The organism is Acidovorax sp. (assembly GCF_046294525.1).
Taxonomy (GTDB): Bacteria; Pseudomonadota; Gammaproteobacteria; order Burkholderiales; family Burkholderiaceae_C; genus Acidovorax.
In genome coordinates, this window is record NZ_JBKBKQ010000009.1 from 114,889 (window position 1) to 129,162 (window position 14,274).

General features: G+C 66.6%; 10 protein-coding genes. 8 read left to right on the forward strand and 2 right to left on the reverse strand.

Annotated elements, in window-relative coordinates; genetic code table 11:
* Positions 1-156: 156 nt before the first annotated feature.
* Complete coding sequence (xdhB, locus tag ACK4HJ_RS11025; protein ID WP_409831110.1) at positions 157-2,592, reverse strand: xanthine dehydrogenase molybdopterin binding subunit; 2,436 nt, start codon at positions 2,590-2,592, stop codon at positions 157-159.
* Positions 2,589-4,142 carry a xanthine dehydrogenase small subunit gene (gene xdhA / locus ACK4HJ_RS11030; RefSeq protein WP_409831113.1) on the reverse strand — a complete coding sequence of 518 codons (1,554 nt, stop codon included), beginning with the start codon at positions 4,140-4,142 and terminating at the stop codon, positions 2,589-2,591. Before xdhA ends, xdhB begins: the two co-directional genes overlap by 4 nt.
* Positions 4,143-4,241: 99 nt before the next feature.
* Here xdhA and ACK4HJ_RS11035 point away from each other — a divergent pair, with 99 nt between their 5' ends.
* The 8 genes from ACK4HJ_RS11035 to ACK4HJ_RS11070 all read left to right on the forward strand — a co-directional run bounded on the left by ACK4HJ_RS11035 (position 4,242) and on the right by ACK4HJ_RS11070 (position 14,131).
* Positions 4,242-5,174, forward strand: a complete 933-nt coding sequence (locus ACK4HJ_RS11035) for a LysR family transcriptional regulator (protein ID WP_409831115.1) — start codon at positions 4,242-4,244, stop codon at positions 5,172-5,174.
* Between the two features lie 80 nt (positions 5,175-5,254).
* A complete protein-coding gene (locus ACK4HJ_RS11040; RefSeq protein ID WP_409831119.1) occupies positions 5,255-6,844 on the forward strand; it encodes an ABC transporter ATP-binding protein in 1,590 nt (529 codons plus the stop codon).
* Positions 6,837-7,913, forward strand: coding sequence for an ABC transporter permease (locus ACK4HJ_RS11045; protein WP_409831122.1), 1,077 nt, complete (start codon positions 6,837-6,839; stop codon positions 7,911-7,913). The genes ACK4HJ_RS11040 and ACK4HJ_RS11045 overlap by 8 nt, the downstream gene beginning before the upstream one ends.
* Positions 7,913-8,833: an ABC transporter permease gene (locus ACK4HJ_RS11050; RefSeq protein WP_409831124.1), complete on the forward strand. Its 921-nt coding sequence runs from the start codon at positions 7,913-7,915 to the stop codon at positions 8,831-8,833. Before ACK4HJ_RS11045 ends, ACK4HJ_RS11050 begins: the two co-directional genes overlap by 1 nt.
* Positions 8,834-8,929: 96 nt before the next feature.
* On the forward strand, positions 8,930-10,096 hold the full coding sequence (locus tag ACK4HJ_RS11055) for a BMP family ABC transporter substrate-binding protein (protein ID WP_409831126.1): 1,167 nt from the start codon (positions 8,930-8,932) through the stop codon (positions 10,094-10,096).
* 111 nt (positions 10,097-10,207) lie between these two features.
* Complete coding sequence (locus ACK4HJ_RS11060) at positions 10,208-11,191, forward strand: Rieske 2Fe-2S domain-containing protein (RefSeq protein ID WP_409831128.1); 984 nt, start codon at positions 10,208-10,210, stop codon at positions 11,189-11,191.
* Positions 11,191-12,243 carry an adenosine deaminase gene (locus ACK4HJ_RS11065; protein ID WP_409831131.1) on the forward strand — a complete coding sequence of 351 codons (1,053 nt, stop codon included), beginning with the start codon at positions 11,191-11,193 and terminating at the stop codon, positions 12,241-12,243. The genes ACK4HJ_RS11060 and ACK4HJ_RS11065 overlap by 1 nt, the downstream gene beginning before the upstream one ends.
* A gap of 247 nt (positions 12,244-12,490) precedes the next feature.
* Entirely contained in the window at positions 12,491-14,131 is a 1,641-nt protein-coding gene (locus ACK4HJ_RS11070) for a methyl-accepting chemotaxis protein (protein WP_409831133.1), read from the forward strand.
* Positions 14,132-14,274: the final 143 nt, after the last annotated feature.

Sequence of the window (14,274 nt, forward strand, 5' to 3'; positions counted from 1 at the left end):
TGAGCCGCTGCGCGGCTTCCCCCCGCTCTCACATCGCTGCGCGATGTGGGCAGGGGAACGCAGCCCTCGCTGCGGGGCGGCCCTTGCTTGGCTGCCCTGGTCTGGGCCGCGCCAGTCTCATGCGCAGGGCCATGGACCACTGACAACTCATACAGGTCAGACCTCCAACCGCCCCAGTGCCCGCAACACGTTCTCCGCCGTTGCAGGCGCTGTCAGCACCACAGGCTGGCCAGCCTGCTCTGCGTTGCGCCCCGCAGCCACCGCATTGCGCAGCGCCTCGTACACGCTGATCGCCAGCATGAACGGCGGCTCGCCCACCGCCTTGCTGCCGCCCACGTTGTCCTCGCGGTTGGCCTCGGGCCACAGCTCCACCTTGAAGTGCTGGGGGATGTCGCCCGTGGCCGGGATCTTGTAGGTGCTCGGGGCGTGGGTGGACAGATACCCCTTGTCGTTCCACACCAGCTGTTCGGTGGTGAGCCAGCCCATGCCCTGCACAAAGCCGCCCTCGATCTGGCCGATGTCGATCGCCGGGTTGATGCTGTGGCCCACGTCGTGCAGGATGTCCACGCGCGTCACACGGCTCTCGCCGGTCAGCGTGTCGATGACGACCTCTGAACACGCTGCGCCGTAGGCGAAGTAATAGAACGGCCGGCCCGTGAGCGTGGCCTTGTCGTAGTGGATCTTGGGCGTGCGATAAAAGCCGTCGCTCCACAACTGGATGCGGTTGGCATACGCCTCCTTCACCACGTCGCCCCACGCGCGCACTTTCTTGGGCGATATCACCTGGCCGCCTTCGAACCGGACGGCGCCCGCGCCGCAGGTGTCGAGCCCCGCCACAAACGATGCGATGTTGTCGCGCACGTTGCGCGCCGCAAACTGCGCGGCGCGGCCGTTCAGGTCGGTGCCGCTGCTGGCGGCCGTGGCGCTGGCGTTGGGCACCTTGCTGGTGTCGCTGGCCGTGACGAGCACGCAGGGCAGCGGCACGCCCAGTTCGTCGGCCACGATCTGGGCCACCTTGGTGTGCAGTCCCTGGCCCATCTCGGTGCCGCCGTGGTTCACCTGCACGCTGCCATCGGTGTACACATGCACCAGCGCGCCCGCCTGGTTGAACAGCGTGGCCGTGAAGCTGATGCCGAACTTGACCGGTGTGATGGCCATGCCGCGCTTGAGCACGGGCTGCACCGCGTTCCACGCCGCAATGTCGGCCTGGCGGCGGCGGTAGTTGGCATCGCGCTCCAGCTGCGGCATCAGCGCGTGCAGGATGTTGTCCTCCACCGTCATCTGGTAGTGGGTCACGTTGCGGCCGTCGGCAGCGTCCTGGCCGTACAGGTTGGCCAATCGCACGTCCTGCGCGTCGCGCCCCAGCGCGCGGGCAATGTCGCCCAGGATGGCCTCGATCACGATCACGCCCTGCGGCCCGCCAAACCCGCGGAAGGCGGTGTGGCTTTGCGTGTTGGTCTTGCAGCGGTACGACGCGATTTCCACATCGCGCAGGTAATACGCGTTATCGGCATGGAACACCGCGCGGTCGGCCACGGGGCCGGACAGGTCGGCGCTGAAGCCGCAGTTGGCCGCCATCTGCAGCTTGAGGCCCGTGATGCGGCCGGTGTCGTCAAAGCCCACGTCGTACTCGTACGCAAACGGGTGGCGCTTGCCGGTGACCATGAAGTCCTCGTCCCGGTCCAGCCGCAGCTTGACGGGGCGGCCCAGCTTGTGGGCGGCCACGGCGGCCCACACGGCCAGGTGCCCGGCCTGGGTCTCCTTGCCGCCAAAGCCGCCGCCCAGGCGGCGGCATTCGACCTTGACGGCGTGGTTGTCTATGCCTAAAGCGTGGGCCACCCAGTGCTGCACCTCGCCGGGGTGCTGCGTGCTGGAGTAGATCCACCACTGCTTTTGCTCCAGCGGCAGGGCGTAGGCGATCTGGCCCTCCAGATAGAAGTGTTCCTGGCCGCCGACTTCAAATGCGCCCTGCAGGCGGTGCGCCGACTGCGAAAGGCCAGCGGTGGCGTCGCCCCGGCGCACGAACACGGGCGGCAGCACATAGCTTTGCGCCTTGAGCGCATCGTGCACCGAGAGCACGGCGGGCAGGGGTGTGATGTCCAGCTGCACTGCCCGCACCGCGCGGCGCGCCTGCATCACCGATTCGGCCACCACCAGGCCGATGACCTGGCCGATGTGCTGCACCGTATCGATGGCGAATACGGGCTCGTCGTGCGCAAAGGCGGCCAGCAGTTGGTCGCCCGGCACGTCCTGCGCGAGCACCACGCCGCGCACGCCGGGCATCGCCAGCGCGGCGCTGGCATCCACGCCGTTGAGCGTGCCGTGGGCCACGGTGGAGAGGATGGGCGCTGCGTACAGCGTGCCCTTCACCTCGGGCAGATCGTCGATGTAGTGCGCGGCACCGGCCACCTGGGCGCGGGCGCTTTCGTGGATGTGGGACCGGCCCATGGCGCGGTGGCTGGCGGGGGCGCTGGCCTGCACGGGCGCCGTGGGCTCGGCCGCACGCGCGTCGGCTGCGGCGGCGATGGGGCTGTCCACCGCGTCGCGGCTGATCGGGTCGGTGGTGGGCGGCAAGGTTTCTCGCTGGTTCATACGGATGCCTCCAGGCGGAAGTTCTCCACGCTCACCGCGTCCTCGCCCTGGCTTTCGAGCCAGAAGCGCTGAAGCAGGCTGGCCAGCACGGTGCGGCGGTAGGCGCCGCTGGCGCGCATGTCGGAGATGGGGCTGAACTCGGTCTGCAGCACCGCTGCGGCGCGCGCCACGGTGTCGCCCGTCCAGGGCTGGCCGGTGAGTGCGGCTTCGGTCTGGCGCGCGCGCGCCGGGGTGGCGGCCACACCGCCTGCACCAATGCTGGCGCGGCGCACCACGTCGCCTTCGATGTCGAGGTTGACGACCAGGCACACGGCCGAGATGTCGTCGTCAAAACGTTTGGAAATCTTGTACGCGCGCAGCGCCTCGGTCACGCCCGGACGGGGCACCACGATGCGCACCAGCAACTCGTCCGGCGCCATCACGTTCTGGCGGTAGCCGGTGTAGAGGTCCTCCAGCGCCAGCGTGCGTTCGCCCCGCGCGCTGCTGGCCAGCACCACCTGGGCGCGCAGGGCGATGAGCAGCGGCATCGAGTCGCCAATCGGCGAGCCGTTGGCTACGTTGCCCCCCAGCGTGCCGGAGTTGCGCACCGGCAGGCCTGCGAAGCGCGTGGCAAAGGTGTGCAGCTGCGGCCACTGGGCGGTGAGGGCGGCAAACGCATCTGTCAGCGTGACCGCCGCGCCGATGGTGATGGCGCGCGTGTCCTGCTGTACCTGGCGCAACTCGGCCACGCGCGTCACGTCCAGGATGCGCGCGTACTTCTTGTGCTGCTTGGTGATCCACAGCCCCACGTCGGTGCAGCCGGCAACCACCTGGGCCTGTGGCTGCGCGGCCCGTGCGGCCAGCAGGTCGGGCAGGGTGGTGGGGGAAATATAAGCAAAATCGGCCTCTGGCGCTTGTGGGGAAAGCGCCAGCAGCTCTAGTTCTTGTAGCACTGCGGCTTCGTCCACTGCCACGGGGGGCAGGGCCGCCATCTGCTGGGCAGCCTCCAGAATGGGACGGTAGCCGGTGCAGCGGCACAGGTTGCCCGAGAGTTCCTGTTGCGCCAATTCACGGGTGATGGGGGCCAGAACGCCCTCCGCAGGCAGCGGCGCGCTCTTGGCGCACAGTGCTGGCACCACATGGTTCTGGTACATGCCGAAGAGGCTCATCACAAAGCCCGGCGTGCAGAAGCCGCACTGGGAGCCGTGGCACTGCACCATCGCTTCCTGTGCGGGATGGAGCGTGATGGCTGGCTGAGCGGCGGGAGCCGCGTTGGTGATCGGCTGGATCAGCGGGTCTTCCGCCAGGTCCTCCACCGTCCACAGCGCCATGCCGTCGATGGAATGCGCCAAGCGGATGCAGCTGTTGACAGCGCTGTAGTGCAGCCGGCCGTCGCGGGCCTCGCCCAGCACCACGGTGCAGGCACCGCAGTCGCCTTCGCCGCAGCCCTCCTTGGTGCCGGTGCAGCCCAGGTCTTCGCGGAGCACCTCCAGCAGCGTGCGATCGGGTGGTACATTGCCCAGCGCCACGGGCTGGCCACGGCGCAGGAATTGCAAGGGGCGGGTAGTCATGACAAAAGCCACTTCGATGTTCTTGAGTTCATGGGAGGGTAGAGCGCAAGCGCGCAGCCGGCATAACCGCAAGCTTATGGCACCCATGCCCCCATCGCTATGAGAGACCACGCGCTTTTCGACAAGATAGACCTCCATCTCATCAGGGTCTTGCACACCGTGCTCACAGAACGCAGCGTATCGAGGGCCGCCGTCCGCCTGGGCATGCACCAGCCGGCGGTGTCTGCGGCGTTGAAAAGGTTGCGCGACCTGTCGGGCGACCCGCTGCTGGTGCGGTCGGGCGCCAGCATGATGCCCACCGATGCGGCGCTGCGCATGGTGGAGCCCGCGGGCGCCATCCTGCGCTCTGCCGAGGCGCTGTTCTCGGATGCGCGGGGCTTTGACCCCCGCACATCCACCCGCACCTTTCGCGTGGCGGCCAGTGATTACCTGGACCCGCTGTTCCTGCCCCAGCTCGTGGCCCGCATCAAGGTGGAGGCGCCCCTGTGCCCCATCGAGATCCTGCCCCTGTCGGCCGACGCGCACTACCACGCCCACCTGGCGCAGGGCGATGTGGACGTGGTCATCGGCAACTGGCCGCAGCCGCCGGACGACCTGCACATGGGCCGGCTGTTTGGCGATGAAGTGGTCTGCCTGGTACGCAAGGACCACCCGGCGGTGCGGCGCGGCTGGGATGTGGAAGGCTGGCTGGCTGCCGAGCACATCGCGCCCACGCCCACCCACCCAGGTGCACGCGGCGTGATCGACGCCCACCTGGACAGCTTGGGCCTGCAGCGCAACATCACCGCACGCTGCGCGCATTTCAGCCTGATTCCAGACATCGTGGCATCCAGCCTGCTCGTGCTGACCACGGGCCGCCAGTACTGCGAGCGCTATGTCGGCCAGCTGCCGCTGGCCATCCTGCCGTGCCCGGTGCCGTTTCCCCGGCTCATGTACTACCAGCTGTGGCATGCGCGCACGCACCACTCGGCGGCGGCCGCCTGGCTGCGCGAATGCGTGAAAACCGTGGCCACGTCGCTACGAAAAGAATAGCTACTGGCGCTTATCCATCAAGCGCAAGAAGGTGTTTTCATTCAAATAACAAGCCACCAAACTGAGAGACAATCCCCCGCATGAGTTCACCTCCTACTTCTCCCGCTCCGGGCACCGCGCCGCCGCCCCGGTTGCAGTTGACGGGCATCACCAAACGCTACCCGGCCGTGGTGGCCAACAGCGGCGTGTCGCTGACGGTGTTGCCCGGCGAGATCCATGCGGTGCTGGGCGAAAACGGCGCGGGCAAATCCACGTTGATGAAAATCATCTACGGCTCGGTCAAGCCCGACGAAGGCAGCGTGTTCTTCAACGGCCAGCCTGTGCAGGTGCGCAACCCGCAAGAAGCGCGCGCCCTGGGCATTGCCATGGTGTTCCAGCACTTCAGTTTGTTTGACACCCTGACGGTGGCCGAAAACGTGTGGCTGGGCCTGGACAAGAGCCTGTCGCTGGCCGAAGTCACGCAGCGCATCACCGCCAAGGCGGCCGAATACGGTCTGGACATCGACCCTCTGCGCCCCGTGCACACGCTGAGCGTGGGCGAAATGCAGCGGGTGGAAATCATCCGCGCGCTGCTTACCGCGCCCAAGGTGCTGATCCTGGACGAGCCGACCTCGGTCCTCACGCCCCAGGCGGTCGAAAAGCTCTTCGTGGTGCTGCGTAAGCTGGCCAGCGAGGGCTGCAGCATCTTGTACATCAGCCACAAGCTGCATGAGATCCGCGCGCTGTGCACCGCCTGCACGGTGCTGCGGGGCGGCAAGGTGACGGGCGTGTGCAACCCGGCGGAGGAATCCAATGCGTCGCTGTCGCGCCTGATGATCGGCGCCGAGCCGCCTGCGCTGGAGCACCGCGACGTGCAGACCGGCGCCACCGTGTTGCGCGTGCAGGGCCTGTCGCTGCCGCGTGCCGACCAGTTTGGCGTGGACCTGATCGACCTGCAGTTCGAGGTCAAGGCCGGCGAGGTGGTGGGCATTGCGGGTGTGTCGGGCAATGGGCAAAAAGAATTGCTTTACGCGCTGTCGGGCGAAGACCAGCGGGCCGAGCCTGCGAGCATCCAGGTCTCCGGCCAGAATGCAGGCCGCATGGGCCCCCACCAGCGCCGTGCGCTGGGCCTGCACTTTGTGCCGGAAGAACGCCTGGGCCGCGGCGCCGTGCCCACCATGGGCCTGGCGCACAACCTGCTGCTCACCCGCACCAATGCGGTCAGCGGCAGTGGCTGGATCAAGGTGGGCGCGCTGCAAAAGCATGCCGAGGACATCATCCGGCGATTCAATGTGAAGGCGGGCGGCCCCAACGCGGCGGCCAAGTCGCTGTCGGGTGGCAACCTGCAGAAGTTCATCGTGGGGCGCGAGATCGACGCCAACCCCAAGCTGCTCATCGTCTCGCAACCCACCTGGGGCGTGGATGTGGGCGCAGCGGCGCAGATCCGTGGCGCCATTCTGGCGCTGCGCGACGCGGGCTGCGCCGTGCTGGTGGTGAGTGAGGAGCTGGACGAATTGTTTGAAATCTGCGACCGGCTGCACGTGGTGGCCAAGGGGCACCTGTCGCCATCGGTGCCGCGCGCCGAGGCCACGGTGGAGCAAATTGGCGAATGGATGAGCGGCCTGTGGCATGCCGACGTACAGGCCCATCTGGCGCGCGAGACCCAGGGCGCGGAGGTGCAGCATGCTTAAGCTGGAACCCCGTCCCCAGGCTTCTCGCCTCTGGACCTATGGCTCGCCGCTGCTCGCAGTGGCATTCACGGTGCTGATCGGCATCGCCCTGTTCATCGCGCTGGGCAAGGACCCGGTGCGCGGGCTTCAGGTTTTCTTCTGGGAGCCCATCAAGTCGCAGTACGCCATCGGCGAACTCATGGTCAAGGCCACGCCGCTGCTGCTGATCGCACTGGGGCTGGCCGTGTGCTTTCGCTCCAACGTCTGGAACATCGGCGCCGAAGGCCAATTTGTCATCGGCGCCGTGGTGGCGGGCGGCGTGGCGCTGCTGGCCGACAAGACCACTGGCCCCTGGATCGTGCCCGCCATCCTGGTGGCGGGTGTGCTGGGCGGCATGGTTTGGGCGGGGCTTACGGCACTGCTGCGCGACAAGTTCAACGCCAACGAAATTTTGGTGAGCTTGATGCTGGTCTACGTGGCCACGCTGGTATTGGGCTACCTGGTGTACGGGCCGTGGAAGGACCCCATGGGCTACAACTTTCCGCAGACCAAGACGTTCGAGAAGGTGACGCAGATCCCGCGCCTGATGCAGGGTTCGCGCGTGTCCATAGGCCTGCTGCTGGCGCTGGCCGGGGCGGCGGCGCTGTGGGTGTTCCTGTTTCGCACACGCGCGGGTTTCGCGCAGCAGGTGGGTGGTCTGGCACCGGCGGCGGCACGCTATGCGGGCTTTTCGTCGCGCAAGGCGCTGTGGACGGCGCTGCTCATTTCGGGGGGCGCGGCGGGCTTGGCGGGCGCGCTGGAGGTGGCCGGGCCCATCGGCCAGCTCACACCGTACGTGCCCGCAGGCTACGGCTTTGCGGCCATCATCGTGGCGTTTGTGGGGCGCCTGCACCCTGTTGGAATGATCCTTTCGGCCATCCTCATGAGCATGTTCTACATCGGCGGAGAACTGGCGCAGTCGCGCCTGGGCCTGCCCAAGTCGCTGACCGGCGTGTTCCAGGGCTTGCTGCTGTTCACGCTGCTGGCCTGCGACACTTTGATTGCCTACCGCATTCGCTGGGTGGGCGCAGCACGCAAAGGAGTGGCGTGATGGAATCGTACGCACTCCTTCTGGGCGCCACGCTCAGTGCGGGCACGGTGCTGGCCATCGCCGCGCTGGGTCTGCTCATCAACGAAAAAGCCGGCATCGTCAACCTGGGGGCCGAGGGCATGATGCTCTGCGCTGCCATTGCCGGTTTTGCCACCGTGGTGCACACGGGCAACACCTGGCTGGGCTTTGCGGCCGGCATGGCAGCCGGGGCACTGCTGGCCGCCATCTTTGGCGTGCTGGTGATCTGGCTCAACACCAACCAGTACGCCACGGGCCTGGCCCTCAGCCTGTTTGGCGTGGGCTTTTCGGCTTTTGCCGGCATCAGTTATGTACAGGCCAAGCTGCCGGAGCTGCCCAAGTACGCCATTCCGCTGCTGGGTGACATCCCTGTGCTGGGCCCGGCGCTGTTCCGCCAGCACCCGCTGGTGTACCTCACCATGCTGCTGGTGGCGGGGCTGATCTGGTTCCTGTACCGCTCGCGCGCGGGGCTGGTGCTTCGCTCGGTGGGCGAGTCGCCCGAGTCGGCCCACGCCCTGGGCTACCCGGTGCGCCGCATCCGACTGGCGGCCGTGGTGGCCGGCGGCGCGCTGTGCGGGCTGGCGGGGGCGTACATCTCCACCGTCTACACCCCGCTGTGGGTCGAGGGCATGGTGGCGGGCCGAGGCTGGATTGCGCTGGCCCTCACCACCTTTGCCACCTGGCGTCCGGCACGGGTGTTGCTTGGTGCTTACCTGTTTGGCGGCGTGACCATGCTGCAGTTCCACTTGCAGGCCACGGGCGTGCAGGTGGCCAGCCAGTTGCTGTCCATGCTGCCGTATGTGGCCACCATCGTGGTGCTGGCGCTGATTTCGCGCAACCCGACCTGGATCCGCGTCAACATGCCGGCCTCGCTGGGCAAGCCGTTCTACCCGGGCTCCTGATCGATATGGGTTACCGCGGGGTAGAACTCGCACCATAATCGCCGTTTTGTTCGCCAACTGTTGTCAACCCTGCTTCTCACAAAAAAGGAAACCGTCATGACTGATCTGCAGAAACGCTCCCTGCTCAAGGTGGCAGCCCTCTCCGCCGTGGCAGCTGCCGCCCTGGTGGGCTGCGGCAAGAAGGAAGAGCCGGCACCGGCTCCTGCTCCTGCCCCCGCGCCCGCAGCCGAGGCGCCCGCGCCCAAGCCCGAGCCTCTGAAGATTGCATTCGCCTACGTGGGACCCGTGGGCGACGGCGGCTGGACCTTTGCGCACGACAACGGCCGCAAGGCCATCGAGAAGGAATTCGGCGACAAGGTGGTGACCAGCTTTGTGGAAAGCGTGCCCGAGTCCGCCGACGCCGAGCGCGTGCTGCGCGACATGGCCGGCCAGGGCAACAAGCTGATCTTCGGCACGACGTTCGGCTACATGAACTCCATCGAGAAGCTCGCACCCGAGTTCAAGGATGTGAAGTTCGAGCATGCCACCGGCTACAAGACCGCCGAAAACATGCGCACCTATGACAGCCGCACCTACGAAGGCGCCTATATGGCTGGCGTGATCGCTGGTGCCATGACCAAGTCCAACACCCTGGGCGTGGTGGGCTCGGTGCCAATCCCTGAAGTGATCCGCAACATCAACAGCTTCACCATGGGCGCGCAATCGGTCAACCCCAAGATCAAGACCAAGGTGGTGTGGGTGAACGAATGGTTCAGCCCACCCAAGGAAACCGAGGCCGCCACCAGCCTGATCAACGGCGGCGCCGACGTGCTGTTCCAGAACACCGACTCGCCCGCCGTGCTCAAGACCGCGCAAGAGAAGGGCAAGCGTGCTTTCGGCTGGGACAGCGACATGACCGCCTACGGCCCCAAAGCCCACCTGGCATCTGCCGTCATCAACTGGGGCCCGTACTACATCAAGGCCACCAAGGACGCCCTGGAAGGCACCTGGACCACCGGCCAAAGCTGGTGGGGTGTGAAGGAAGGCGCGATCGACATCGTCTCCATCGCTGACGACGTGCCGGCCGAGATCAAGACCAAGGTCGAAGAAATCAAGAAGGGCCTGGCCGAAGGTACCTACAACATCTGGAAGGGCCCGATCGTCGGCCAGGATGGTAAGGAAGTGCTGGCCAAGGATGTGGTCGCCGACGACAAGTTCCTGGGTGGCGTGAACTTCTACGTCAAGGGCGTGGAAGGCAAGATCCCCGGCGGCGAGAAGAAGTAAGTAAAGCCACCGCTTCATGGCAACGCGGCGGCGGGCCCCCGGGCTTGCGGGCTGCGTGCGCGAGGGCTGCCTGCGGGCAGCCCTTTTTGTTTGTTGTGATGGGAGAAGCCGATGGTCGAACGCAGTTTGTGGCATCCGGTGGCGCAGGCAGGCGATGTGCAGCAACAAAGCCCCGTGGCCGTGCAGCTGCTGGAGCAGGCGGTGGTGCTGTGGCGCGACGCAGAGGGCGTGGTCCGCGCCTTTGCCGACCAGTGCCCGCACCGGGGGGCGCGGCTGTCGCTGGGCCGCGTCACGACGCAAGGCCAGCTGGAATGCCCGTACCACGGTTGGCAGTTTGCAGCCAGCGGGCAGTGCACGCAGGTACCGGCCTTGCCGGGCTTTGTACCGCCGCCCGGGCACTGCGCGCAGGTGTTTGAAGCGCAGGAGGCCCACGGCCTGGTCTGGGTGCGGCTGGTGCGCGGTGACGCTGCGCTGCCCGCATTCGCGGCGGAAGGCGATACGCGCCTGCGCAAGCTCAACTGCGGACCCTACGATGTGGCTGCCAGCGCGCCGCGCATCATCGAGAACTTTCTCGATATGTCGCACTTCGGCTTTGTGCACGAAGGCTGGCTGGGCAGCCGCGACGCCACTGCCATCGACGACTACCGGGTGGAGGCCACGCCCACCGGCCTGCTGGCCACGGGATGCAAGGCCTGGCAGCCGCAGTCCAACCTGCATTCCACCGCGCCGGCCCAGGTCGAGTACACCTACGAAGTCACCGCGCCCTATGCCGCCGTGCTGACCAAAGTGCCCGAAGCCGGCACCACGGCGGTGGACGGCTGGCGCGAATCCATTGCGCTGTACATCTGCCCCGTGACTCCGGTGCACAGCCGCGTGTGGTTTCGTCTGGCTGTGGCCGATTTCGAATCTCCGGACGAGAAGTTGCAGGCGTTCCAGCACACCATCTTCACCCAGGACCAGCCCGTGCTGGAATCGCAGACGCCCCAGCGCCTGCCGCTCGACCTGCGCGCGGAGTTGCATACCGCCGCCGACAAGGCATCATCGGCCTACCGCCGCTTTTTGCGCCAGCGCGGCATCACTTTTGGAGTTTGCTGATGTTCAAAGTCCCTCCCATTTCTGCTGACCGCCTGCCAGGCCTGCTGCGCGCCATGCCCAAGGCCGAGCTGCACATCCACATCGAAGGCTCGCTGGAGCCCGAGCTGATCTTTGCACTGGCCCAGCGCAACGGACTCACCTTGCCATACGCCGACGTGGAGGCCCTGCGCAGCGCCTACGCCTTCACCAACCTGCAGAGCTTTCTGGACATCTATTACGCCGGCGCCAGCGTGCTGCTGCATGAGCAGGATTTCTACGACATGGCCCAGGCCTACCTGCGCCGCGCCGCGCAGGACAACGTGCTGCATGCCGAGATCTTTTTTGACCCGCAGACCCATACGGAGCGCGGCGTGGCCATCGAGACGGTGATCAACGGCCTGCACCGCGCGTGCGCCGACGCGCGCCGCGAGCTGGGCATCAGCGCCACGCTGATCCTGTGCTTCTTGCGCCACCTGAGCGAGGAATCGGCGTTCGAGACGCTGGAGCAGGCGCAGCCGCTCCTGGACAAGATCGTGGGCGTGGGCCTGGACTCGAGCGAGGTAGGCCACCCGCCGGAGAAGTTCGCCCGCGTCTTTGCCCGCTGCCGCGAACTGGGCCTGCACCTGGTCGCCCACGCGGGCGAGGAAGGGCCGCCCGCCTACATCTGGAGCGCGCTGGATGTGCTGAAAGTCGAGCGCATCGACCACGGCGTGCAGGCCGTGCACGACGCTGCGCTGATGCAGCGCCTGGCGAACGAGCGCATCGCGCTTACCGTGTGCCCGCTCTCCAACCAGAAGCTGTGCGTGTTCCCCAACCTCGCCGACCACAACCTCGGCAAGCTTCTGGACGCCGGGCTGGCCGCCACGGTCAATTCTGACGACCCGGCCTACTTTGGCGGCTACATCAACGAGAACTTCACCCAGGTGTTTGCGGCCACGGGGCTCACGCCCAAGCATGCATACCAGCTGGCTTTCAACAGCTTTGAAGCGAGCTTTGCGGGCAATGCCGACAAGCGGGTGTGGGAGCACAAGCTCAAGGAATTCTTTGAGCGCTGTGTGGAGCACGACTATTGAAGCGATCCGTGCGGCACGGACTTTTTATTTGGCCAAGCGCACTCTTTCAGTGCGATTGCCGGAGCACCATGCACTCCACGAGACGTCCCCGGGCACCGAGTTCAGCAAAAAATCCGGGTAAACCCTAAAATCGTTACTTTTTGTACGCTCGGAACGACCAGAATTGGTGCGTCCGACGTAGGGTCATTGCCACGGCGTGCCCCGCTTTGGCGCGCGCGGAGCGTGCCTCCGCTAACGGGTTTTCTCCATGTTTCTCAATCAACTATCCATCGGCAAGCGCCTTACCCTGGTGCTGGGCGCCATTCTGGCGCTGTTTTTTGTCAGCAGCGTCGTCGCGGTCATCAAGCTCAACCAGTTGGGCTCCGAGATCGACGTCATGGTCGATGACAACATCAAGACCGAGCGCGCGGGCGCGGACTGGCTGCTCAACACCACGGCTGGCGTGCAGCGCGCCGCGGCCATCGCCAAGAGCAGCGATGCGTCGCTGATTCCTTACTTCGCGCCGGCCACGGCGGCTGCGATCAGCGAAACCAACGAGCTGCAGAAGTTCATCGAATCGAAGATGGACACCGCCGACGAAAAGCAGCTGTTTGCCAAGGTGGGCGAGTTGCGCCGCGCCTACCTGAGCGCCCGCGAGGAAGTCAGCAAGCTCAAGCAGGCGGGCGACGCCGATGCGGCGGGCCGGGTCTTTACCGAACGGTTTGAGCCCAACTCGCGCGACTACTTGGCGGGCGTCAAGCAGATGGTGGATCTGCAGCGCACCCAGCTGGACGCGGCGGGCAAGCGCAGCGAGGCGCTGCGCGCGCAGACCACGCTGCTGCTGCAGGTGTGCACGGGCATCTCGCTGCTGCTGGGCGCCCTGCTGGCCTGGCTGTTGGCCAGGAGCATCACTCGCCCGTTGCGCCACGCCGAAGCCATTGCCGAGGCCATCGCCAACATGGACCTCACCGGCGCGCCGCAGCCTGTCTATGCCAACGACGAAACCGGCCGCCTGCTGCGCGCGCTGGATGTGATGCGTGCCGCCCTGCACGGCGCGCTGCAGCAGGTGCGTGGCGTGGTGGACAGCATTTCCACCGCCAGTACCCAGATCGCCGTCGGCAACCAGGACCTGAGCGCCCGCACGGAGCAGACTGCCAGCAGCCTGCAGGAGACGGCCAGTTCGATGGAAGAACTCACCGCCACCGTGCGCCACAGCGCAGACTCTGCCGTGCAGGCCAACCAGCTGGCCGCGTCGGCCGCCCAGGTGGCACAGCGCGGCGGTGACGTGGTGGCCCAGGTGGTGAACACCATGGACGAGATCAACGCCAGCAGCAAGAAGATCGCCGACATCATCGGCACCATCGACGGCATCGCGTTCCAGACCAACATCCTGGCGCTGAATGCCGCCGTGGAAGCAGCCCGTGCCGGCGAGCAGGGCCGCGGCTTTGCCGTGGTGGCCAGCGAGGTGCGCTCGCTGGCCCAGCGTTCGGCCCAGGCCGCCAAGGAAATCAAGACGCTGATCGGCGTGTCGGTGGAGAAGGTCGAATCCGGCGCCACCCTGGTGCAGAACGCCGGCAGCACCATGACCGAGATCGTGAGCTCGGTGCGCCGCGTGACCGACATCATCGGCGAGATCAGCGCCGCGGCGTCTGAGCAAAGCCAGGGCATCGGCCAGGTGAACGTGGCCGTGAGCCAGCTGGACCAGATGACCCAGCAGAACGCCGCGCTGGTCGAAGAGTCCACCGCCGCTGCCGAGAGCCTGAAGGATCAGGCTTCGCGCCTGTCCGGCGTGGTGGGCGCATTCCGCCTGGGGAATGCGGGGCCGGGCACAGCGTCTGGCATGGCTGGCCTGTCTGGCGCCTACGGGCTGGCCGAACCGCAGTCGGGACCCGCGCTGCGCCTCCGCTGAACGCCTTCGGCTTCATGACGCCATGACGCCATGACGCATTCCGTTTGCCAGAGGCTTTCGCCCCTGCCACCCGGAGCAACACCAATGCTGCCCACGCCATACCCACTATGGGGCGGGCCGTATACAAGCGGCGCGCCCTCCCG

Coding starts and splice junctions, on each gene's coding strand:
- ACK4HJ_RS11055 (WP_409831126.1), top strand. CDS start 8,930: ATGACTGATCTGCAGAAACGCTCCCTGCTCAAGGTGGCAGCCCTCTCC.
- ACK4HJ_RS11070 (WP_409831133.1), top strand. CDS start 12,491: ATGTTTCTCAATCAACTATCCATCGGCAAGCGCCTTACCCTGGTGCTG.
- xdhA (WP_409831113.1), bottom strand. CDS start 4,142: ATGACTACCCGCCCCTTGCAATTCCTGCGCCGTGGCCAGCCCGTGGCG.
- ACK4HJ_RS11065 (WP_409831131.1), top strand. CDS start 11,191: ATGTTCAAAGTCCCTCCCATTTCTGCTGACCGCCTGCCAGGCCTGCTG.
- ACK4HJ_RS11050 (WP_409831124.1), top strand. CDS start 7,913: ATGGAATCGTACGCACTCCTTCTGGGCGCCACGCTCAGTGCGGGCACG.
- ACK4HJ_RS11060 (WP_409831128.1), top strand. CDS start 10,208: ATGGTCGAACGCAGTTTGTGGCATCCGGTGGCGCAGGCAGGCGATGTG.
- ACK4HJ_RS11040 (WP_409831119.1), top strand. CDS start 5,255: ATGAGTTCACCTCCTACTTCTCCCGCTCCGGGCACCGCGCCGCCGCCC.
- ACK4HJ_RS11035 (WP_409831115.1), top strand. CDS start 4,242: ATGAGAGACCACGCGCTTTTCGACAAGATAGACCTCCATCTCATCAGG.
- ACK4HJ_RS11045 (WP_409831122.1), top strand. CDS start 6,837: ATGCTTAAGCTGGAACCCCGTCCCCAGGCTTCTCGCCTCTGGACCTAT.
- xdhB (WP_409831110.1), bottom strand. CDS start 2,592: ATGAACCAGCGAGAAACCTTGCCGCCCACCACCGACCCGATCAGCCGC.